This is a genomic window from Klebsiella sp. 64 (genome assembly GCF_018223915.1).
GTDB lineage: Bacteria > Pseudomonadota > Gammaproteobacteria > Enterobacterales > Enterobacteriaceae > Klebsiella > Klebsiella pneumoniae.
In genome coordinates this window covers 149,938-170,748 of record NZ_JAGRQZ010000019.1, presented here as the reverse complement: position 1 = coordinate 170,748, position 20,811 = coordinate 149,938, and the positions used below count along the sequence as shown (strand labels likewise).

Sequence of the window (20,811 nt, the reverse complement as noted above, 5' to 3'; positions counted from 1 at the left end):
GTTGGCAGGGCCCCCACCCATTTCTCCCGCCTGGTGTTTCCCTTATATTTGTCCGGTTTTTACTCCTGCAATAATTAATTTCTGATAAAGATCGCATATTAGTTTTTGTTGTTAAAACCCCCTTCTTTTATTCCATAATATTTACTTGTCATAAATCTGAAATACTACTGAAATATTAATGTCATTTGTATGTCATAAATAAAGCGCATCTTACTGATGGGAATTTGTTGCCAGGCTCATGCTGTAAAATATATCTCTGGATCAGCATGTTAACTTCGTGTATTAATTATGATGATTTTATTGCACGGGAAGCGTAGCTATGACCACAGTGGTTTTGAATGTAAAAATTAACGCAGAGCTAAAAGAAAAGTTGCGTCATTATGCGGAAGTTAATAACGAGAACCTGGGAACGGCAACGGAAAAGCTGCTGCAGCTGGCTTTTCAGCTGGAGGAGTCAGCAGGTGAGGCGGGGGTGACGGAAGAGGACATTGACAGCCAGCATACCGAAGAGGAAGCGACGCCACTTACCCCTAAAGAAATCAAAGCATTAAGAAAACTTCTGAAGAAGAAAAAATGAAACAACAATTCTCTACAGCCAGCAACTATAGCGAAGCTTGCGATATGTTGCGCTCAGGATACGTAAAACACGTCCGCCTGAACTGGAATATCGGTAGTGATGAGTTCTTTCGCATTGCTTCCGACTGGTGTGACACCGGCGCTAAAATCAAAAAAGATGAAGATGGCTTTATTATTTCCCTGAAAGGGTTTCCTATTCCGCGCCAGCATTAATGAAATTGCCTTCTTTCTGTCATTGGGTTGCCATAACCAGAGGGCAGGATAGCCAAGCAATTTTATAAAAACATCTCATATACCTCATGGATGAAGGTCATTTGACGGGCTGAAGTCAGCCCGTCGCTATTTTCTTATATTATTTTTCGCAAACGTGTATTTTCCTTCTGTTCAGCAAGGCTTTGCCACAGCGGTTGTAGCGTGGAGAAGGCCCGGCGCAATGCTTCATCCGGCAGCGTAAACGGCAGACGTAAATAGCGATCGAACGCCCCTTCCAGCCCAAACCGCGTACCGGTGCCGATATGGATCCCCTGGCTTTCCGCACGCGCAGAGAACAGGGTGGCCAGCATGTCAGGAAGTTCCACCCAAAAAGAGAGCCCACCTTCCGGTGGCGAAAACCGCCAGCGGGGAAAATATTCCGCCATCAGCGTTTCGCACATGTCCCGGCGCGCCTTGAGCATATCCCGCCGCGGCGGCAGCAGTGTGGCGGCATTTTCCAGTAGCCAGCTGCAGGCCAGTTGCTCCAGCAGCGGCGTACCCAAATCCAGCGAATCGCGGGCCTGAATAAGCGAGGCGATGGTCCGCGCGCTGGCGCGGATCCAGCCGATACGTAGTCCCCCCCAGAAGCTTTTCCCGGCCGAACCAATGGTGAGCACTGCGGCATCGGGATTGAAGCTGGCCAGCGGCGGGGGCGGCGGCGCGTTATACCAAAGGTCGGCCATGGTCTCGTCGATTACCAGCGTTGTTCGCGTCCTGGCGGCGATGTCCGCAACCCGCTGGCGGGTGGGGGCATCCATACAGCGTCCGGTGGGGTTGTGAAAATCCGGCATCAGCCACGCCAGCCGCGGCGCAGTCTGCGCAATAGTCGCCGCCAGTCCATCGCAGTCCCATCCCTGCTGCGGAAGCGCAACCCCAACGGGGCGGCAGGAGGCGCCCTGAATGGCGCTGATGGCCATCGGATAGGTGGGGGCGTCAATAACCACCCGATCGCCCGGCCCGGTGAACAGGCGCAGGATCAGCGCGAAGGCGCTGAGGGCGCCGTTGACCACCATCACCTCATCGGGCCGCGTCGGCAGACCGCGTTCGCTGTAGCGCCGGGCAATCGCCTCCCGCAGCACCGGCAGCCCCTGCTGGTCATAGCCAGTCTGTGCGAGATAGGGCGGCAGCAGGGTCATAGCGTGCTGGAAGGCCTGATGGACCTCCGGCCCGGCGCTGAGGGCGGCGGTAGATAGATTAAGCGTAGATGAGATGCCGGCAGGCAGAGGAAGATCGGCGGGGCGTTCCGGCAAAACAATGCGTGACCCGCTCCCCTGGCGGCTGTAGAGAAAGCCCTCCTCCCGCAACTGGCCGAGGGCGCTGGCGATGGTGGTCCGGCTGACGTTCAGGGCCGCCGCCAGCTCGCGCTCGCCGGGCAGGCGCGTTTGCAGCGTCAGGCGACCATCAAGGATCAGCAGGCGGAGCGCTTCCGCCAGCTGGCGCCATAGCGGCGTGCGTGAGCTGGTCTCCTGCCAGTTGCCGAGCAGGCGTACCAGCGATTGGGTTCCAAAGCGTCGGGCTGACATAGCGATCCACTTTTCCAAAACTGGCCATTAATTATCAGTCCATTTTTGCTGATGATGAGGGCATTCGCAATGATGTTGAGGAAAAAATATGCTTCGTCGCCTGCTGCAGTTATATATTGGTCTGGTGCTTTACGGCGTGTCCACGGCGCTCTTCGTGCATGCCAATCTCGGCGCCGATCCGTGGGATGTTTTCCATCTCGGGGTGGCTAAACAGCTGGGTATCAGTTTCGGTACGGTGATTATCCTGACCGGCGCGGCGGTACTGCTGCTGTGGATCCCGATCCGGCAAATGCCGGGGCTCGGCACGGTGAGCAATGTCATCGTGCTGGGACTGGCGGCGGACGCCACGCTGGCCGTCCTGCCGCCGCTGGAGTCGATGGTGGCGCGCAGTGCGCTGCTGGTAGGAGCGATTGTGCTGAACGCTATCGCTACCGGAATGTATATTGGCGCGGGCTTTGGCCCCGGGCCGCGCGATGGCCTGATGACCGGTCTGCATGCTCGCACTGGTTGGTCACTGCGCGTTATCCGGACGGCGATCGAGCTTTCCGTACTGCTGATTGGCTGGCTGCTGGGGGGCAAATTTGGCGTCGGAACCGTCATCTACGCGCTGTCGATTGGGCCGCTGATCCAGCTGTGCCTACCGTGGTTCAGCCAGCCCGTCAGCCGCAACGCGGTCAGCCCTCCCCGGGAAATAGTCTCCTGAATTAACCCATCGCCCTCTTCATCATGGAGAGGGCCTTTCATCGCTTACAGGCCGCTCAGGCCATGAAGCATCATGTAGATCCCCACCACAATAATCAGTAAGCCTGAGAACCAGGGCGCCTTGCGCGAGAGGTCGTTAAGCCACGGCCAGCGGCGGGTGGCATGTTTAAGGCTCAGAGCGGCGATGGCCCCGGAAGCCACCAGCGTCAGCGCCAGACCAACGCTAAAGCCCAGCACCAGCGTGGCGCCCAGCGAGAATTTCTTCAGCTGTAAACAGATAAGCAGCACGGTAATGGACGCCGGGCAGGGGATCAGCCCCCCGGTCAGGCCAAACAGTACGATCTGCCCGGTCGTCACCTGGCGGCCATCAAAGCGCCGGTTGATCTCCTGAGCATGGGCCCGCTGATGCGCGTCCTGCCACTCCTCCGCCACCAGCGGCGCGGCGGATGAGGACGCATGGTGATGGTCATGGCGGTGATCATGGTCATGGCGGTGATCATGGTCATGGCGGTGATCATGGTCATGGTGGTGATCATGTTCATGGTGGTGCTCATGTTCATGGTGGTGCTCATGGTGCGTGTGAGGCTGCGATTCGCGCCAGGTGCGCCAGAGCATCCAGCAGGCAATCAGCACAACGACAATCCCTGAGACCAGCTGAAACCAGGGTTCAGAGGTTTGGGCGTTCCAGCCGCGGCCAAACCACAGGCCGGCCATGGCGATCAGCCAGACCACCGCCGTATGGGAAACCGTGGCCGCCAGCCCCAGCAGTACCGCCTGTTTTAACGTTCCCCGTACCGCCACGATAAAGGCGGCCATCATCGTTTTTGAATGGCCCGGTTCAAGGCCGTGCAGCGCGCCGAGCAGTATTGCGCTGGGTATAAACAGCCAGGCATTGCCCTGCTGCAGAAGGGAAGTGAAATCGTTCATATCGGGATCCTTGCCAAAAGTGCGATTATCCTACTCCCCCCCAGTAGTAAAATACTACCCCCCAGTAGATAAAGCGGCTAATAAAAAGGATCATGGTATGCTGGCAGGCGTTGCTGACCACGCAGGTCGGTAATCCCGGACAGAATGAAACGGTGGATCGTGCAATGTCACATACAGTTCGACACAAAAAGATGTTACTGACCCGGCTGAAGAAAATTCAGGGGCAGAGTACCGCGTTAGAGAAAATGCTTAATCGCGAGCATGAGTGCGCTGAAATATTACAGCAGCTGGCGGCGATCCGCGGCGCGGTCAACGGCATGATGCTGCAGGTTATTCAGGGGCATCTTACCGACCATGTGGTGAAAGAGCCTGACGAGACGCAGCGCGAAGCGGATCTGGAGACGGTGATGCAGGTGATTAAATCCTATCTGAAGTAGCGCCCCCTGACGTTCCGCTCAAGCCACCCGCCGCTTAATGCGCATGGAGGTTATGCTCTGCCCACAGAATGAACTGCTCTTTTGGCAGCGCTTTGCTGTAAAGCCACCCCTGGGCGTACTGAACGCCATGCTGGCGCAGCCAGTCGCGCTGGCTTTCGGTTTCCACCCCTTCGGCGACGGTGGCCAGATTGAGCGCTTTGGCCATTTCAATAATGTGCGGCGTCAGCGGCCGGTACTCGAGGGTATCGACAAAAGATTTATCGATTTTCAGCGTGTCGACGTCCAGTTTCTGCAGATAGCTCAGGCTGGAGTAGCCGGTACCGAAATCGTCAATCGAGATCCGATGGCCAGCCTGACGGTAGTGAGCGATCACCGGCATGGTGGTCTCCGGGTCGACAAACCCGCGCTCGGTGATTTCAAGGATGATCTGTTCGGCGGCGATCCCCCAGTGCTGTAGCTGATTGTGCAACAACGTCGGCAGGGTGGGCGAGCGTAAATCATCTACCGACAGGTTGATGGAGATGTGCACTTCCGGCCGCTGCCGCAGCCAGGGGCCGAGATCGGCAAAAATTTTCCTGACGATATCTTCCGTCAGCTGCGTGATGAGCCCGGTCTGCTCGGCCAGGGGAATAAAGATATCCGGCGATAAAAAAGTGCCATCGGGCTGCTGCCAGCGGGCCAGGGCCTCAGCCCCGGCAATTTTCCCGTCCTGCAACGAAATAATCGGCTGATAGTGAACCTGAATCGCTTCGGAATTGAGGGCGTCCAGCATGCTGTTGCGCGGTGAGCGCAGGTGCCTTAGCAGACGCAGCAGCAGCCAGGTGGCGAGCAGGCTGGTGAAAATGCCGGCAGGGAGCCAGAAGAACAGCTGCTGTCGAATGCGCTGCTGCAGCGGCAAGGTTGAAGACCAGGTTACGATGCCAGAGCCCAGCTCGGGAATGCGCTGGATCCGGTAGACTGTGTTATCCAGAGTAAGCATATCCACATGCGGATCTTTAATGCGTTGCCAGACTTTCGCCGGCAGCGGCTGACTGCTGATCACCATTTTCTGGTGGTCCAGGCCAAACAGCATGGTATGGATCTTCTCTTCGCTGGCGGGAACGACATCAATAAAGGAGACGGGGTCGATCATCACCATGTGCTGCCGGCTGCCCATGGCCGTCATCTGATGATCGAGGCCAAGATCGTTAATTGAGGTCAGCCAGGTGCGATAGCCGTCGGGGGCAATGTGGTCCGGCGGGGGGAAGGTGACCGCGACGCTATGGTCTTCCAGGGAGGAGCATTGCGGCACGGAATCACGCAGCCAGAGCACTTCCTGAATGTAGCGATGGGTATAGGCGATGCGGCGGAGCGTAAGCAGATGTTCAGGGCTACAGGAGGCGGCGGTGTGTGCGTCAGCCTCTCGTAACGCTTCCCGGGCCTGGTCGGCAACCTGCAGCGTCCGAACGACGATACGGTTGGAATAGTCATCCAGTTCACGATAGAACTGCATTTTGGCCTGCCGCGCCGCCTGCCAGATGCTGAGTGAAATGGGCAGGATGATGGCCAGTATCAGCACTCCTGTAAACAGCGCCATCAGATGCCGGGTCCTCATGCCTGTGTCCTTATCGTTCGCCGGGTGTCATCAGTATATGCGAAAGATAATTCGGGCGCAGCGGGAGAAAACGCGTCGTTTGGGGAAAAAGCCGGCATCACAACAGGCTGCGATGCCGGGAGAGAAGGATGATTCCGATGTAGCAGAATAAAAATGAGGGTGTGAATGCCGGGCAGGGTGTGTTCCGGCATTCAGTCGCAGCATACGCTGCGCAGATGACAGCAATATGTTAGCTAGTGTGCATCCGGCGCCGGGATATCAGCGCTGATGCGCAGGTCGTTCTCATCAAACACCATGCAGAAGCGCTCATCGAAAGCCAGCTTAATTTTCTGCCAGGGGCGGAAATGGACGTCGCCGGGCAGCAGAACCTTGACGTTGTCGTGGCCGTAGCACTGGCCGAACAGATAGGTATTGTTGCCCAGACGCTCCACCACTTCACATTGAAACTCCACCACGGTACCGGTGGTGACTTCCGGGGTGAGGTGCTCCGGCCGGATCCCCAGCGTCACCGCAGCGCCGGGCTTCAGCGGCTGGGTGGCGATATTCAGGGCCAGCTGATGGTCCTGCGCGAGGGTGACCGTTAAGCGTTCCGGCTGCCAGTCGCTGACGATAGCCGGCAGAAAGTTCATCTTCGGCGAGCCGATAAAGCCGGCGACGAATTTGTTGACCGGATTGTAGTAAAGCGCCATCGGCGAACCCATTTGTTCGACTTTCCCGTAGTTCATGACCACGATTTTATCGGCCAGCGTCATCGCCTCCACCTGATCGTGCGTGACATACACCATAGTGGTCTTCAGCTCCTGGTGCAGACGGGCAATATGCAGGCGCATATCGACGCGCAGCTCCGCATCAAGGTTAGAGAGCGGCTCATCGAACATAAATACCCGGGGATTACGCACGATCGCCCGGCCAATGGCCACGCGCTGCCGCTGGCCGCCAGAGAGCTGCTTCGGTTTACGATCCAGCAGGTGCGAGAGCTGCAGCGTTTTAGCCACCATTTCCACCTGGCGACGGATCTCCGTTTTCGGCACTTTATTCACCTTCAGCCCGTAGCCCATGTTCTCTGCCACCGTCATGTGCGGATAGAGCGCATAGGACTGGAAGACCATCGCCACGCCGCGGCGGGCGGGCACGACATCATTCATCACCTCATCGCCGATCAGTACTTCTCCTTCGCTGACCTCTTCCAGCCCGGCAATCATGCGCAGTAGCGTCGATTTTCCACAACCGGAAGGGCCGACGAAGACGGCAAACTCGCCATCTTCAATATCGAGATTGACCTGGTGCAGCGTCACCGTGCTGCCGAACCTTTTGGTGACATTCCTCAGTCGTATATTGGACATCCACATTCCCCGGAGTGAGTAGCTGTTATTTGCCGTTGGCTTATCGCTATGTTGAGTGTGATTTGTATTACGTGTAACAAATCAGTGTGACGATGTTCAACAGCAGTAAAATCATGCCCTGACTATAACTTCCGCGGATTTTGCGCCATACAGGGACGTTTCATTTCTGCAAGGATGATCACACAACTGGCAGCTTATGGTAGTTTTATCAACGATCAAAGCGTAGCGTATAACAAAAGCGCATCAGAACATGTTTTCCACGTAATACGGCAGTTTGAAAAGATTTATTTTTCTAACTGGCAGACGGAATTCAAATAAAAACCATTAAATTGTTATACCTTCACATGAGGTTGATAATGAAAAAGAACACGCTTGCTGCACTGATCCTTACCACCCTGGCGGCGGGGCAACTCGCCAGCCTGCAGGCGCATGCCGCCGGGCAGCTTAACGTCTGGGAGGACATTAAAAAATCCGCTGGCATCAAAACCGCGGTTAGCGATTTTGAAAAGCAGTACAACGTGAAGGTCAATCTCCAGGAGATGCCCTACGCCCAGCAACTGGAAAAACTGCGCCTCGACGGCCCGGCGGGCATTGGGCCGGACGTGCTGGTGATCCCGAATGACCAGCTCGGCGGCGCCGTGGTTCAGGGACTACTCTCGCCGCTCAGCGTCGATCAGGCGAAACAGGATGCCTTTACGCCAGCCTCCATCAATGCCTTCCGCATGGACAACGCGCTGTATGGGATCCCGAAGGCGGTGGAAACCCTGGTGCTTATCTACAACAAGGACCTGATCGACAAGCCGCTGGACAGCCTGCAGGCCTGGCTGGACTACTCGAAAACCCAGCGCGAGCAGAACAAATACGGCCTGCTCGCCAAGTTTGACCAGATCTATTACAGCTGGGGGGCGATTGGCCCGATGGGCGGCTATATCTTTGCTAAAAACGACAGCGGCGGCTTTAACCCGCAGCAGGTGGGTCTCAATACCCCCGGCGCCGTGGAAGCCGTCACCTTCCTGAAAAAATTCTATGCCGAGAAGGTCTTTCCGGCGGGGATCCTCGGCGATAACGGGCTGAATGCCATCGATTCCCTGTTTACCGAGAAAAAAGCGGCGGCGGTGATCAACGGCCCCTGGGCCTTCCAGCCGTATGAAGCCGCTGGCATTAACTATGGCGTGGCGCCCCTGCCGACCCTGCCGGACGGCAAGCCGATGAGCTCCTTCCTCGGCGTCAAAGGCTATGTAGTATCGACCTGGAGTAAAGACAAAGCGCTGGCGCAACAGTTTATCGAGTTCATCAACCAGCCGCAGTATGTGAAAGCCCGCTATGTCGCCACTGGCGAAATTCCGCCGCTGAAGGCGATGATTGACGATCCGGTGATTAAAAACGACCAAAAGGCCAGCGCCGTCGCCATCCAGTCGGCGCGAGCGGTAGCGATGCCGGGCATTCCCGAGATGGGGGAAGTGTGGGGGCCGGCCAACGCCGCGCTTGAACTGAGCCTCACCGGTAAGCAGGCGCCGCAGGCCGCGCTTGATAACGCGGTGAAACAGATCACGATGCAGATCGAAGCGATGCAGGCCAGCAATCAGTAATTCACCGTCACGTGAAGTCACCGAGCGGGAGGGGGACCTCCCGTTTGTAGAAGGAGTCGAGTGTGAGCATCCATTCCAGCGAAAATTTTAGCGACGCACGCGGGCCCGGGCGCCATGCATGGTGCGGCCTGCTGCTGGCAATCGTGCCGGGTTTCGGTCAGTTTTATCATCGCCAGTGGCTGAAAGGGCTGGTCTTCCTGGTGCTGCTGAGCAGCTTTCTGGGGATTTTTTATGATTTCCTGCGTGAGGGGTTGTGGGGGTTATATACCCTGGGTGAAGAGGTACCGCGGGATAACTCTATCTTCCTGTTAGCCGAGGGGATTATCAGCGTGCTGATCGTCGCTTTCGGCGTGCTGATCTATTTTCTCTCGCTGCGGGATGCGTGGCTCAACGGCAAAAAACGCGATGAGGGGATCGCCCTCAACAGCGTGCGTAAGCAGTACCAGATGCTGCTGAGCGACGGCTTTCCGTACCTGATGATCACCCCGGGCTTTATTCTGCTGGTGTTTGTGGTGATCTTTCCGATTCTGTTCGGTTTCGCCATCGCCTTCACCAACTACAACCTGTACCACACCCCGCCGGCGAAGCTGGTGGACTGGGTGGGGCTGAAAAACTTTATTAATATTTTCACCCTCTCCATCTGGCGCTCCACTTTCCTGGATGTGCTGCAGTGGACCGTGGTGTGGACGCTGCTGGCGACCACCCTGCAGTGTACGGTGGGCGTGCTGCTGGCGATTCTGGTGAACCAAAAAGATCTGCGCTTTAAGCCGCTGATCCGCACCATCTTTATTTTGCCGTGGGCGGTGCCGGGGTTTGTCACCATTCTCGTTTTTGCCGGCATGTTCAACGACTCCTTCGGGGTCATCAACAACGCGATCCTGTCCTTTTTTGGCATCAGTCCGAAGGCATGGCTCACCGATCCGTTCTGGACCAAAACGGCGCTGATCATGATGCAGACCTGGCTTGGCTTCCCGTTTGTCTTTGCCATGACCACCGGCGTGTTGCAGGCGATCCCGGACGATCTGTATGAAGCGGCGACGATGGACGGCGCCAGCGCCTTTACCCGTCTGCGCACCATCACCCTGCCGCTGGTGCTGTATGCGATCGCGCCGATCATCATCACCCAGTACACCTTCAACTTTAATAACTTCAATATCATTTACCTGTTCAACAACGGCGGCCCTGCGGTGGCAGGCTCTAACGCCGGCGGGACGGATATTCTGGTGTCGTGGATCTATAAGCTGACGATGTCTTCGTCGCAGTACGCCATCGCGGCGACCATCACGATCCTGCTGTCGATCTTTGTCGTCGGCCTGGCGCTGTGGCAGTTCCGCGCCACCAAATCCTTCAAAAATGACGACATGGCGTAAGGGAAGCAACATGGCTCAATCACCCAGTATTAAACGCGAAAAGTGGATCCGGCTCTCTCTCACCTGGCTGGTGGTTATTCTGGTCTCAGTGGTGATTATCTATCCGCTGGTCTGGACGGTCGGGGCGTCGCTGAACGCCGGCAATAGCCTGCTCAGTACCTCAATCATTCCGGAAAATGTGTCGTTCCAGCACTATGCCGATCTGTTCAATGGCAATGTGAATTACCTCACCTGGTACTGGAACTCGATGAAAATCAGCTTCCTGACCATGGTGCTGACCCTGATTAGCGTTAGCTTTACCGCTTACGCTTTCTCCCGCTTCCGCTTTAAAGGGCGGCAGAACGGGCTGATGCTGTTCCTGCTGCTGCAGATGATCCCGCAGTTTTCCGCGCTGATTGCCATCTTTGTCCTGTCGCAACTGCTTGGCCTGATTAATAGCCATCTGGCGCTGGTGCTGATCTACGTCGGGGGGATGATCCCGATGAATACCTGGCTGATGAAAGGGTATCTCGACGCGATCCCCAAAGATCTGGATGAGTCCGCCCGCATGGATGGCGCCAGCAGCTTTCGCATCTTTATCGAGATCATCATGCCGTTGTCGAGGCCCATCCTCGCGGTGGTGGCGCTGTTCTCGTTCACTGGGCCGCTGGGGGATTTCATCCTCTCCAGCACCATCCTGCGTACCCCGGATAAATACACGCTGCCTATCGGTCTGTATAACCTGGTGGCGCAAAAAATGGGTGCCAGCTACACCACCTACGCGGCGGGGGCGGTGCTGATCGCCGTACCGGTGGCGATCCTCTACCTGGCGCTACAAAAATACTTCGTCTCCGGCCTGACCTCGGGCAGTACTAAAGGATAAGCACATGAAAAGATTCACACCCGCATGGCTTGCGGTTTGTCTGGCATGCAGTTTCTCCACCTCTTCTCTGGCCGCGGACGCGCTTGCAACCCGCGCGTTTCAGGGCATGCCGGCGGACTTTATCAAAGGCGCGGATATCTCCACGCTGCTGGACGCCGAAAAGCACGGGGCGACGTTCTACGATCAGAATAATCAGCGCAAGGATCCGATCGCTATTCTGAAAGAGAACGGCGTCAACTATGTCCGCCTCCGTCTGTGGGTGGATCCGCAATCGGCGAGCGGCGAGGACTATGGCGGAGGGAATAACGATCTGGCCACCACCCTGGCGCTGGCGAAACGGGCGAAAGCCCAGGGGATGAAGCTGCTGCTTGATTTTCACTACAGCGATTTCTGGACCGATCCCGGCAAGCAGTTCAAGCCGAAAGCCTGGGAAAAGCTGGATTACCCGCAGCTGAAAACGGCGATTCATGACTATACCCGCGATACCATCGCCCGCTTTAAGCAGGCGGGCGTGCTGCCGGATATGGTGCAGATCGGCAACGAAATCAACGGCGGCATCCTGTGGCCGGAAGGGAAAAGCTGGGGGCAGGGCGGCGGAGAGTTCGACCGGCTGGCTGGCCTGCTGAACGCGGCTATCGCTGGCCTGAAGGAGAACCTGCGCCAGGGCGAGCAGGTGAAAATCATGCTGCATCTGGCCGAAGGGACCAAGAACGATACCTTCCGCTGGTGGTTTGATGAGATCGACAAGCGCCATGTACCGTATGACGTGATTGGTCTGTCGATGTACACCTACTGGAATGGCCCGATCAGCGCCCTGAAGGCCAATATGGATGACATCAGCAAACGCTATAACAAAGACGTCATCGTCGTCGAGGCGGCCTATGCCTATACCCTGGCCAACTGCGATAACGCGGAAAATAGTTTCCAGGCGAAAGAGGAAAAGGATGGGGGATATCCCGCCAGCGTACAGGGGCAATATAACTATATTCACGATTTAATGCAGGCGGTGGTTGATGTGCCAGACCAGCGTGGTAAAGGTATTTTCTATTGGGAGCCTACATGGATTGCCGTGCCGGGAAATACCTGGGCCACCCCGGAGGGGATGAAATATATCCACGACGAGTGGAAAGAGGGTAATGCACGTGAAAATCAGGCGCTATTTGATTGCCAGGGAAAAGTATTGCCGTCGGTAAAAGTTTTTAATTAATTTTTTTGTCGTCTTTTTCAGGAAGTTTATTATGAATAAATTTGCACCTTTACATCCGAAGGTTAGTACGCTGCTGCATGGCGCGGATTATAATCCGGAGCAATGGGAGAATGACCCCGATATTATTGATAAAGACATTGCCATGATGCAGCAGGCAAAATGCAATGTGATGTCGGTGGGAATATTTAGCTGGGCGAAACTGGAGCCACGCGAAGGGGTATTTAATTTCGCCTGGCTGGATATTATCCTCGATAAACTGTATGCCGCCGGCATTCATGTCTTTCTGGCCACGCCGAGCGGCGCGCGTCCGGCGTGGATGTCGCAGCGCTATCCGCAGGTTCTGCGGGTGGGGCGCGATCGGGTGCCGGCCCTGCACGGCGGCCGTCACAACCACTGTATGTCGTCACCGGTCTATCGCGAGAAAACCCTGCAAATCAATACCCTGCTGGCAGAACGTTATTCCTCACACCCGGTGGTGCTGGGCTGGCATATTTCCAACGAATATGGCGGTGAATGCCATTGCGATCTCTGCCAGAACCGTTTTCGCGACTGGCTGAAGGCGCGTTACCAGACCCTGGAGAACCTCAACCAGGCCTGGTGGAGCACCTTCTGGAGTCATACCTATACCGACTGGTCGCAGATTGAATCGCCTGCGCCGCAGGGCGAGATGTCGATCCACGGTCTTAATCTTGACTGGCATCGCTTTAACACCGCTCAGGTGACCGATTTCTGCCGCCATGAAATTGCTCCGCTGAAGGCGGCGAATGCCTCCCTGCCGGTGACTACCAACTTTATGGAGTATTTCTACGATTACGACTACTGGCGGCTGGCGGAGGCGCTGGATTTCATCTCCTGGGACAGCTATCCGATGTGGCACCGCGATAAAGACGAAACCGCGCTGGCCTGTTACACCGCGATGTATCACGACATGATGCGCAGCCTGAAGGGCGGCAAACCGTTTGTGCTGATGGAGTCCACCCCGGGCGCCACCAACTGGCAGCCGACCAGCAAACTGAAGAAGCCGGGAATGCATATTCTTTCCTCGCTGCAGGCGGTGGCGCATGGCGCCGACTCGGTGCAGTATTTCCAGTGGCGGAAAAGCCGCGGTTCGGTTGAGAAATTTCACGGCGCAGTGGTCGACCACGTCGGACATATTGATACCCGCATTGGCCGCGAAGTCTGCCAGCTCGGCGAGATCCTCAGCAAGCTGCCGGAGGTGAGGGGCTGTCGCACCGAGGCGAAAGTAGCGATTATCTTCGACCAGCAGAACCGCTGGGCGCTGGATGACGCCCAGGGGCCGCGCAATCTTGGGATGGAATATGAGAAGACGGTCAACGAGCACTACCGCCCGTTCTGGGAGCAGGGCATCGCCGTCGATGTGATTGACGCCGATGTCGATTTAACGCCGTATCAGTTAGTGATTGCCCCGATGTTATATATGGTGCGCGACGGCTTTGCCGGTCGGGCGGAGGCGTTTGTCGCCAACGGCGGCCACCTGGTGACCACCTACTGGACCGGTATCGTCAATGAGTCCGATCTCTGCTATCTCGGCGGCTTCCCGGGCCCGCTGCGCAATCTGCTGGGGATCTGGGCGGAAGAGATCGACTGCCTGAATGACGGCGAGTTTAATCTGGTGCAGGGGCTTGCCGGGAATCAGTGCGGTCTGCAGGGCCCTTATCAGGTGCGCCATCTCTGCGAACTGATCCATATCGAGAGCGCCCAGGCGCTGGCCACCTACCGGGATGATTTTTATGCCGGACGGCCGGCTGTGACGGTGAACGCGTTCGGGAAAGGCAAAGCCTGGCATGTGGCCTCCCGTAACGATTTAGCCTTCCAGCGCGATTTCTTTACCGCCCTGAGCAAGGAGCTGGCCCTGCCGCGGGCGATAGCGACGGAGTTACCACCCGGCGTGGTGGCGACTGCGCGCACCGACGGTGACAACGCATTTATCTTCCTGCAGAACTACAGCGCGCAAAACCATACCCTGACCCTGCCGCAAGGGTATCGGGATTGCCTGACCGACGCGGCGGTATCGGCTCCACTGACCCTGACGGCATGGGATTGCCGTATTCTCCGTCGTCACGCGTAATTTCTTCTTCTCCACGCCTGCTCTGACGAGCAGGCTTTTTTTTATCTTAAACCTGGAGTTTATTATGGTGAGTTTAAAATCCTTCCTGCACTATTTCTCCCCAGCGCGTCCGGCACAGCCATTAAGCGAGGCGGAAAAACAGCAAATCGAGGCGCTTATTCAGGCCTTTGGTGGCGAAGCGAATATTACGCAAGTGGACGCCTGTATTACCCGTCTGCGGGTTAGCGTTCGCCATCTTGCGGCCGTGGACTCCGAAGCATTACAGCAGCAGGGCGCGCTAGGGGTTATTATTCTTGGTCAGCAGGTGCATGCTATTTTCGGTAAACAGTCCGATGCGCTGCGTCAGCTTCTGGATGAACATTTTGCCGCCCGGAAATAAATAAAACGGGATAACCTGAAAGCAGGTTATCCCGAAAATAAGACAAAGACAGCAGTGGCAATAAAGTTTACCGGAAGATAATTAACAGTCTTACAGCAGGAGATAAAAATAACGTATGAGTCTTAGCCGTGCGCGATTACCACCAGGCCTCAACCTGCACGCCGAAATTCCAGGTATTATTCGCCGTCTGGTCTTCAAACGGTTTACCATCTTCGGAATCATTCAAATATGAAGCAAAAATGCGTAATTCCGGACGTGACATAAAGTCTGGCCCGTCCGCCAGGCCCAACGCAATGGTGTATTTCTCACCGGCCTGTTTGTAGCTGGTGCCATTGTTGTAGCTGTCTTTCTGATAGAAACCGCCGACTTCGCCAATCAGGCGCACGTAGTCGGTGAACTGGTACTGCCCGCGGGCGACCAGCGACAGCATCCGCGTTTTGTCGGTATAGTCGGTAATGTCATCCGCCGAGCCCCAGGTCAGAACGTGGTTGATAGAAAACTTCTCTGTAATCGGGATCAGGCCGGTGTTAATCACGCGATAACCGGTGGCGTCGTTCACGTAGTTCCACATATCGTACCAGCCGCCGCCCTGGGAGACCATGTTCTGCGCCAGGCCTTTGTTGGCGTACTGCAGCACGGTTTTGTTATAGCCGCCCAGCATATCCTGACTGATTTCACCGGTCAGCATGACGCCGTTGTCAGCATCGTACAGTCCGCCGTAGCTATCCTGTTTTTTGGTGGTGTTTGGCATCGCGTAGTCGATACCGAATTCGGTCCACGAGCCCGTCCATGGCTTCCAGCCCGCGTAGCGTAAATCGATATAGTTGATATTGACGTTACTGTCGCCATCGACGCGATAGTCAACATCGTTGGCATCGCCGCGGATCCAGGCCAGCGAGACGGCGCCCGGGCCGAGGGTGTAGTTTTCCACCCCGGCTCCGGAGCCGGAAATGTTCCAGTATTTGGTATCGATGATATGCAGATCATGGCGCTGGTAGTAACGTTTACCGCCCCAGATCACCGCATTCGGATCGCCAGGGATCAGCCCCTTTATCTGCAGGTTCAACTGACGTAAGCCGAACTGTGCATCATCGTTCAGCGTGGTTTCATTATCGTTAGAGCCGTCGGAGACCATGCTGACCATACTGTCGAGATAGAAGCTGACGTCATCTTTCTTATAGACCTCAGAGCCCAGCTCCAGCTCGCCGTAGGTATCCGACTCGTTCCCCAAACGGCCCAGCTTATTTTTTTGCCATTCCGCTTCGCTACCGTCGCCGGAGACCCCAACCCCGGCGCGCATATAGCCATGGAAATCGATCGTTGGGATCGCGGCGGTGGCCGCAAACGCGGAAGGAGCGATTAGCGCAGCGGCTAACGCGACTGAAAGGGCGCGCAGTGTAGTGTTCATCTCTATCCTCTTATTGTTTTGTATTACGTTCACATAACTGGTGTCATAAAATGCCTAAATGTAACTTCAGGCAAATGAGATATGATTATTGTGTGACTAACTGCAAATAATCACGGTGGTTTTTGTTGCGATGGGTGAGATGATTCACAATTCGTTGTATTGTGAACGTAATACTTTTATCGCTATTGTTTTGCAGTGAGAGGTGGCGGTGAGCGTTTTTTCAAATGGCCCCTGTTACAATCATGGGATAACAACATAAGGAACCGGACCATGAAGTCTAAAAGCGCTACTCTGGAAGACGTCGCACGCCATGCGGGCGTCTCTTACCAGACCGTGTCCAGGGTACTCAACAAATCAGCTAATGTATCCGAAGCGACGCGTCGCAAGGTGGAGAAATCGATAGAGGCCTTACGCTATGTGCCAAACCGGCTGGCGCAGCAGCTGGTGGGGAAGGAGAGCCAGACGGTCGGGCTGGTGACTATTTCTCTGGCCTGGCATGCGCCTTCCCAGGTGGCGGCGGCGGTAAAACGCTATGCCAACCTGGAAGGTTACCAGGTTCTGATTTCGATGATCGATGAGAGCGTCAACCAAAGCATCCAGGATTCCATCAATGAGCTGAAATCTCAGCGGGTGGATAAAGTCATTATCAACGTGCCGCTGGAGACCGAACAGGCGCAGAAAATCGCTGCTGACAACGATGATATCGTCTGCCTGTTTCTCGACGTTGATCCCTACAGCTCCGTGTTTAACGTTTCGTTTAACCCGGCGGACGGCACCCGGGCCAGCGTCAAATATCTCTATGAGATGGGGCATCGGGAGATCGCCCTGCTGGCGGGGCCGGACAGCTCAGTCTCGGCCAAACTCCGGTTAAAAAGCTGGCTGGAGACCCTGGATGGTTACGGTCTGAAGCCGGTGACCGTCCTGCACGGCAACTGGGATGCGCAGAGCGGCTACGCCGGCGCGCTGCAGATGCTGCGCGAAACGCCTAATTTCAGCGCTGTGCTGGTGGGTAATGATCAGATGGCGCTGGGGGTGCTCAGCGCCTTCCATCAGCATCAGGTGGCGGTGCCGGGTGAGAAGTCGGTTATTGGCTATGACGATACCTACGAAAGCTCCTTTTTCTATCCGGCGCTGAGTACCGTGTCGCTCGACCTCGACCTGCAGGGGAAAGAGGCGGTGCGGCGGATCCTCGCCAGCACCAGTGGGGCGCCTCATACCTCATCCATTCTGCCGGCGCGCCTGGTGATACGCCATTCCAGCGGCGCCCGAATCGAGCAGGGAAAAGATCTGCAGGCCATTGCAGAACAGCTCCGCGCCATCGCCCACCGTCTGGCACCCTGACGCCAAAGGCGGGGAAACTCGCCTTATCACCTTACTCTTAAATTGAGCAGGGTTGATCTTTGTCACAGCACGGCGTACCCTTAATGTTATGTTATAACGTAATGAAGAGGTCAGCATGAAAGCCCATATCCATCCTCCCTATCGTACGGTGGTGTTTCACGACACCAGCGCGAATGAGTATTTTAAAGTCGGCTCAACTATCCGCACCGATCGCGTGATTGAACTCGATGGCGAAACTTTTCCGTATGTGACGATCGACGTCTCCTCGAAATCGCATCCGTACTACACGGGCAAACAAAAAACCTTCGCCAATGAAGGCAGTGCAGCCCGATTCCGCCAGCGCTTCGGCGGCTTTATTGATGCGAAAAGGAAAGCATGATGCAGGTCGTCAACTCATTACGTAGCGCTAAACAGCGCCACCCGGATTGCCAGCTGGTTAAACGCAAAGGGCGGCTGTACGTTATCTGTAAGAGCAACCCCCGCTTCAAAGCGGTGCAGGGGCGCAAAAAACGCCGTTAACGGAAACTCTCCAGCGAGCGGCGCTGTTGGCCGTCGGCGGTAAAATTGTCGGCGGCCAGCCATTGGCGCATGGCGTTATCCAGCTCCGGCCATTCGCCGTCTATCACCGAAAACCAGTCCGTGTCCCGGTTGTGTCCTTTACTCACCAGCGCCTGGCGAAAACGTCCTTCGTACTGAAACCCCAGCCGCCTTGCCGCCCGGGCTGATGGGATATTAAGACTGTTGCATTTCCATTCATAGCGACGGTAGCCGAGCGTATCAAAGACATACTGCATCAACAGCCAGTGCGCTTCGGTGGCCATGGCCGTTCGGCTCAGTAACGGTGAAAAATGCACATGCCCCACCTCTACCACACCGTGAGCGATATCGATACGCATTAACGCCAGCGAGCCGACCGCTTTCCCTCGCTGCTGGTCAAGGACGGCAAAATGAATCGGGTCTGCCAGCGTGGCGACCTGCTCCACCCAGGCACTGAATTCTGCAAGGTTGCTCTCAGGTTCACGCAGCAGCCACGTCCAGCTGCGGGCGTCTGGCGCCAGCTGGTGAGCGGCGAACAGATCGCTGGCATGAGCAAGAGTCAGCGGTTCGAGTCGACAACGGCTGCCCTGTAATACCTGTCGTGTCGGCCAGGGGCGCGGCTGCCAGTCAGGCAGCGCGACGCCGAGCGCCTGGCCAAACTGATTATATTCGCACATTGCGGTTTCCTTATTGGGGATTTACAGGCAGCATACGCGCTCACTGGTTCCATAAAAAGAGCCATTAGAGTATGTTTTTATGGGGCCACGAGGAGGCAATATGAATATACCGGACGAGGGGTTTTTTACGCTGTTGACGCAGGGGATGCGGAACCGCACGGTCGAAACCTTACAGCGCGCCCTTTACCACACCTTACGTGACGCTATCCTGCAGGGAACCCTGACGGCCCGCTGCCGTTTACCCGGATCGCGGGTGATGGCCGAACGGCTACACCTGTCGCGGAATACGGTCAATGCCGCACTGGAACAGCTGGCGCTGGAGGGGTACCTGACACGGAGCCGTCAGGGAACGCAGGTGGCACCACTCGCCTCCTGCCGCCAGGAGGCGGGTCAGATGCCGCCCGTCGTGCTGCCTGAGCGGCTGCAAAGGCTGCCAGCCGCGATGCGCCGCGACTCACCGACGCTGGCATTTACGCCAGGCATGCCGGCGGTAAACTATTTCCCGCTGCCGCTGTGGCGGCGACTGATGGATAACGTGCTACGCGAAGATGGTAGCGCGCTGCTGGGTTATGGCGAAGCCGCGGGCGATCCTTTGCTGCGAGAGGCTATCGCTCGTCATCTGGCGCTCTCCCGGGGCATCCGGTGCGATATCCGGCAGATCGTCATCACCGAAGGCGCGCTGGAAGGCGTCAACTTATGCGCCTCGCTACTGACCAACCCGGGCGACAGCGTGTGGCTGGAAGAACCGGGGTACCTGGGGGCGAGGAGTGGCTTTCAGCGGGCGGGACTGCGGGTCAGAGGAATGGCTGTCGACGATGAAGGGATGTGTATTGCCAACGGCGTCGCGGAGCCGCCCCGGCTCATTTTCACCTCTCCTTCACACCAGTATCCCTGTGGGAGCATCATGAGCGCCGGGCGCCGTCTGGCGCTCGTGGAATATGCCCGCCGGCACGGGGCGTGGATTGTGGAGGATGACTACGACAGCGAGTTTCGCCATAGCGGAGAACCGATCCCGGCGATGCTGGGAATGGTGCCTGATGCCCCGGTGGTCTATCTCGGCACCTTCAGCAAAACGCTGTTTCCGGCGTTGCGTATCGGTTTTATGGTTATGCCGCCCGCGCTGGCGGATGCTGCTCAGGACGCCATTGGCGCGCTGCTGCGCGGGGGACACCGTGCTGAACAGCGGGCGCTGGCCAGCTTTATCGAGAAGGGACACTATGCGCGCCATCTGGCGGCGATGCGCCGCCTGTACCGTAAACGTCAGCAACAGCTGCGCGAGGCGCTGGCGCAAGAGATAACCGTGCCGTGCGACGTTCTCGGCGGGGGAGGGGGGATGCACCTGACGGTGGCGATGGAGGGCGTTAATGACCGGACGCTTGCGCAGCAGGCGCGCCAGTTTCAGCTGGCGCCCGCCGCGTTAAGTCATTTCTATCTCGACCCGCAGCGAGCGCGGAGCGGACTGGTGCTTGGGTATGGCAATACCTCTGCTTCTCGCTATCTCCCGGCGCTGCGGACCCTAAATCGCCTTATTGCGCAGCACCGGCGCGCGTGAGGGTAAAGACATCGTAGAAGGAGAGCTCGCCTTTGGTGGCGACCATCTTTTTGAGCTGCGCCTTCTGCTCGCTATCGACGTCTGGCGACTGCAGGATACGGTCGATCAGCTGCCGGGGGACAAAGCGGGTGTTGTACCATTCCCCGTTGTAGCACACGCGAAAGTCGAGGACATCGATATCCTCGTAGCGATAGCGTGGATAGACGTCAAAGAAGAAAAAGGCGTTGAACAGAATGAACAGCACCACCAGCAACCAGACCGAGTCTACCAGCGTTTCAGAGCGCAGCATGACCACCAGCGTCGCCAGAAACGCGGCATACATGGCAACAAACAGTCCCGGATGATTGCGGATAAAACTGATGCTAAAACGCGGGCGATTATCGCGTTTTTCCTGGACGTTGAGTTCGTCAATGGTGTGAATCAGCAGGCGTTGTATTTCTGTCATC

At 56.6% G+C, this 20,811-nt stretch carries 21 protein-coding genes; 14 read left to right on the top strand and 7 right to left on the bottom strand.

Annotation, left to right across the window (positions count from 1 at the left end; genetic code table 11):
* Positions 1 to 319 precede the first annotated feature (319 nt).
* Both KHQ23_RS15465 and KHQ23_RS15460 read left to right on the top strand, forming a co-directional pair.
* Complete coding sequence (locus KHQ23_RS15465) at positions 320 to 577, top strand: hypothetical protein (RefSeq protein WP_032434107.1); 258 nt, start codon at positions 320 to 322, stop codon at positions 575 to 577.
* Positions 574 to 789 (top strand): hypothetical protein, encoded by a 216-nt coding sequence (locus KHQ23_RS15460; RefSeq protein WP_004142688.1) that lies wholly within the window; start codon positions 574 to 576, stop codon positions 787 to 789. The genes KHQ23_RS15465 and KHQ23_RS15460 overlap by 4 nt, the downstream gene beginning before the upstream one ends.
* Before the next feature lie 134 nt (positions 790 to 923).
* On the opposite strand, the gene KHQ23_RS15455 is transcribed toward KHQ23_RS15460, so the two are convergent.
* A complete protein-coding gene (locus KHQ23_RS15455; protein WP_004142690.1) occupies positions 924 to 2,351 on the bottom strand; it encodes a PLP-dependent aminotransferase family protein in 1,428 nt (475 codons plus the stop codon).
* Positions 2,352 to 2,439: 88 nt separating this feature from the next.
* Here KHQ23_RS15455 and KHQ23_RS15450 point away from each other — a divergent pair, with 88 nt between their 5' ends.
* A complete protein-coding gene (locus KHQ23_RS15450) occupies positions 2,440 to 3,054 on the top strand; it encodes a YitT family protein (protein ID WP_004223037.1) in 615 nt (204 codons plus the stop codon).
* Positions 3,055 to 3,098: 44 nt separating this feature from the next.
* On the opposite strand, the gene KHQ23_RS15445 is transcribed toward KHQ23_RS15450, so the two are convergent.
* The gene (locus KHQ23_RS15445) at positions 3,099 to 3,980 is read right to left on the bottom strand and encodes a nickel/cobalt efflux protein RcnA (RefSeq protein WP_004151333.1); all 882 of its coding nucleotides are present in this window, start codon (positions 3,978 to 3,980) and stop codon (positions 3,099 to 3,101) included.
* A 164-nt stretch (positions 3,981 to 4,144) separates the two neighbouring features.
* Here KHQ23_RS15445 and KHQ23_RS15440 point away from each other — a divergent pair, with 164 nt between their 5' ends.
* Positions 4,145 to 4,417, top strand: coding sequence for a metal/formaldehyde-sensitive transcriptional repressor (locus tag KHQ23_RS15440; protein ID WP_002891985.1), 273 nt, complete (start codon positions 4,145 to 4,147; stop codon positions 4,415 to 4,417).
* A gap of 34 nt (positions 4,418 to 4,451) precedes the next feature.
* Here KHQ23_RS15440 and KHQ23_RS15435 read toward each other — a convergent pair whose 3' ends face one another.
* Positions 4,452 to 6,011, bottom strand: a complete 1,560-nt coding sequence (locus tag KHQ23_RS15435; RefSeq protein WP_004142709.1) for an EAL domain-containing protein — start codon at positions 6,009 to 6,011, stop codon at positions 4,452 to 4,454.
* 233 nt (positions 6,012 to 6,244) lie between these two features.
* A complete protein-coding gene (locus KHQ23_RS15430; RefSeq protein ID WP_004213738.1) occupies positions 6,245 to 7,354 on the bottom strand; it encodes an ABC transporter ATP-binding protein in 1,110 nt (369 codons plus the stop codon).
* Between the two features lie 356 nt (positions 7,355 to 7,710).
* Here KHQ23_RS15430 and KHQ23_RS15425 point away from each other — a divergent pair, with 356 nt between their 5' ends.
* The 6 genes from KHQ23_RS15425 to KHQ23_RS15400 all read left to right on the top strand — a co-directional run bounded on the left by KHQ23_RS15425 (position 7,711) and on the right by KHQ23_RS15400 (position 14,850).
* The gene (locus tag KHQ23_RS15425) at positions 7,711 to 8,943 is read left to right on the top strand and encodes a maltodextrin ABC transporter substrate-binding protein (RefSeq protein ID WP_002891991.1); all 1,233 of its coding nucleotides are present in this window, start codon (positions 7,711 to 7,713) and stop codon (positions 8,941 to 8,943) included.
* 62 nt (positions 8,944 to 9,005) lie between these two features.
* A complete protein-coding gene (locus KHQ23_RS15420) occupies positions 9,006 to 10,313 on the top strand; it encodes a carbohydrate ABC transporter permease (protein ID WP_004177243.1) in 1,308 nt (435 codons plus the stop codon).
* Between the two features lie 10 nt (positions 10,314 to 10,323).
* The gene (locus tag KHQ23_RS15415) at positions 10,324 to 11,175 is read left to right on the top strand and encodes a sugar ABC transporter permease (RefSeq protein WP_000079398.1); all 852 of its coding nucleotides are present in this window, start codon (positions 10,324 to 10,326) and stop codon (positions 11,173 to 11,175) included.
* A 4-nt stretch (positions 11,176 to 11,179) separates the two neighbouring features.
* Entirely contained in the window at positions 11,180 to 12,382 is a 1,203-nt protein-coding gene (locus tag KHQ23_RS15410) for an arabinogalactan endo-beta-1,4-galactanase (protein WP_073553420.1), read from the top strand.
* A gap of 31 nt (positions 12,383 to 12,413) precedes the next feature.
* On the top strand, positions 12,414 to 14,471 hold the full coding sequence (locus tag KHQ23_RS15405; RefSeq protein WP_073553422.1) for a beta-galactosidase: 2,058 nt from the start codon (positions 12,414 to 12,416) through the stop codon (positions 14,469 to 14,471).
* Positions 14,472 to 14,535: 64 nt separating this feature from the next.
* Positions 14,536 to 14,850 (top strand): glucose PTS transporter subunit EIIB, encoded by a 315-nt coding sequence (locus KHQ23_RS15400; RefSeq protein WP_002892003.1) that lies wholly within the window; start codon positions 14,536 to 14,538, stop codon positions 14,848 to 14,850.
* A gap of 136 nt (positions 14,851 to 14,986) precedes the next feature.
* Here the strand turns inward: KHQ23_RS15400 and KHQ23_RS15395 are convergent, their stop codons facing one another.
* Positions 14,987 to 16,258 carry a maltoporin gene (locus KHQ23_RS15395; protein WP_002892005.1) on the bottom strand — a complete coding sequence of 424 codons (1,272 nt, stop codon included), beginning with the start codon at positions 16,256 to 16,258 and terminating at the stop codon, positions 14,987 to 14,989.
* A 270-nt stretch (positions 16,259 to 16,528) separates the two neighbouring features.
* Here KHQ23_RS15395 and KHQ23_RS15390 point away from each other — a divergent pair, with 270 nt between their 5' ends.
* The 3 genes from KHQ23_RS15390 to ykgO all read left to right on the top strand — a co-directional run bounded on the left by KHQ23_RS15390 (position 16,529) and on the right by ykgO (position 18,118).
* Positions 16,529 to 17,599 carry a LacI family DNA-binding transcriptional regulator gene (locus KHQ23_RS15390; RefSeq protein WP_002892007.1) on the top strand — a complete coding sequence of 357 codons (1,071 nt, stop codon included), beginning with the start codon at positions 16,529 to 16,531 and terminating at the stop codon, positions 17,597 to 17,599.
* Between the two features lie 115 nt (positions 17,600 to 17,714).
* The gene (locus KHQ23_RS15385) at positions 17,715 to 17,978 is read left to right on the top strand and encodes a type B 50S ribosomal protein L31 (RefSeq protein WP_002892011.1); all 264 of its coding nucleotides are present in this window, start codon (positions 17,715 to 17,717) and stop codon (positions 17,976 to 17,978) included.
* Entirely contained in the window at positions 17,978 to 18,118 is a 141-nt protein-coding gene (gene ykgO, locus KHQ23_RS15380; RefSeq protein WP_002892018.1) for a type B 50S ribosomal protein L36, read from the top strand. The genes KHQ23_RS15385 and ykgO overlap by 1 nt, the downstream gene beginning before the upstream one ends.
* On the opposite strand, the gene KHQ23_RS15375 is transcribed toward ykgO, so the two are convergent.
* A complete protein-coding gene (locus KHQ23_RS15375) occupies positions 18,115 to 18,813 on the bottom strand; it encodes a GNAT family N-acetyltransferase (RefSeq protein ID WP_032434109.1) in 699 nt (232 codons plus the stop codon). The two genes, ykgO and KHQ23_RS15375, sit on opposite strands and share 4 nt — an antisense overlap.
* 100 nt (positions 18,814 to 18,913) lie before the next feature.
* Between KHQ23_RS15375 and KHQ23_RS15370 the strand changes: the two genes are divergently transcribed.
* Complete coding sequence (locus KHQ23_RS15370; protein WP_002892023.1) at positions 18,914 to 20,365, top strand: PLP-dependent aminotransferase family protein; 1,452 nt, start codon at positions 18,914 to 18,916, stop codon at positions 20,363 to 20,365.
* Here KHQ23_RS15370 and KHQ23_RS15365 read toward each other — a convergent pair.
* Positions 20,340 to 20,810: a YlaC family protein gene (locus KHQ23_RS15365; protein WP_002892026.1), complete on the bottom strand. Its 471-nt coding sequence runs from the start codon at positions 20,808 to 20,810 to the stop codon at positions 20,340 to 20,342. The two genes, KHQ23_RS15370 and KHQ23_RS15365, sit on opposite strands and share 26 nt — an antisense overlap.
* Between the last annotated feature and the right edge of the window lies 1 nt (position 20,811).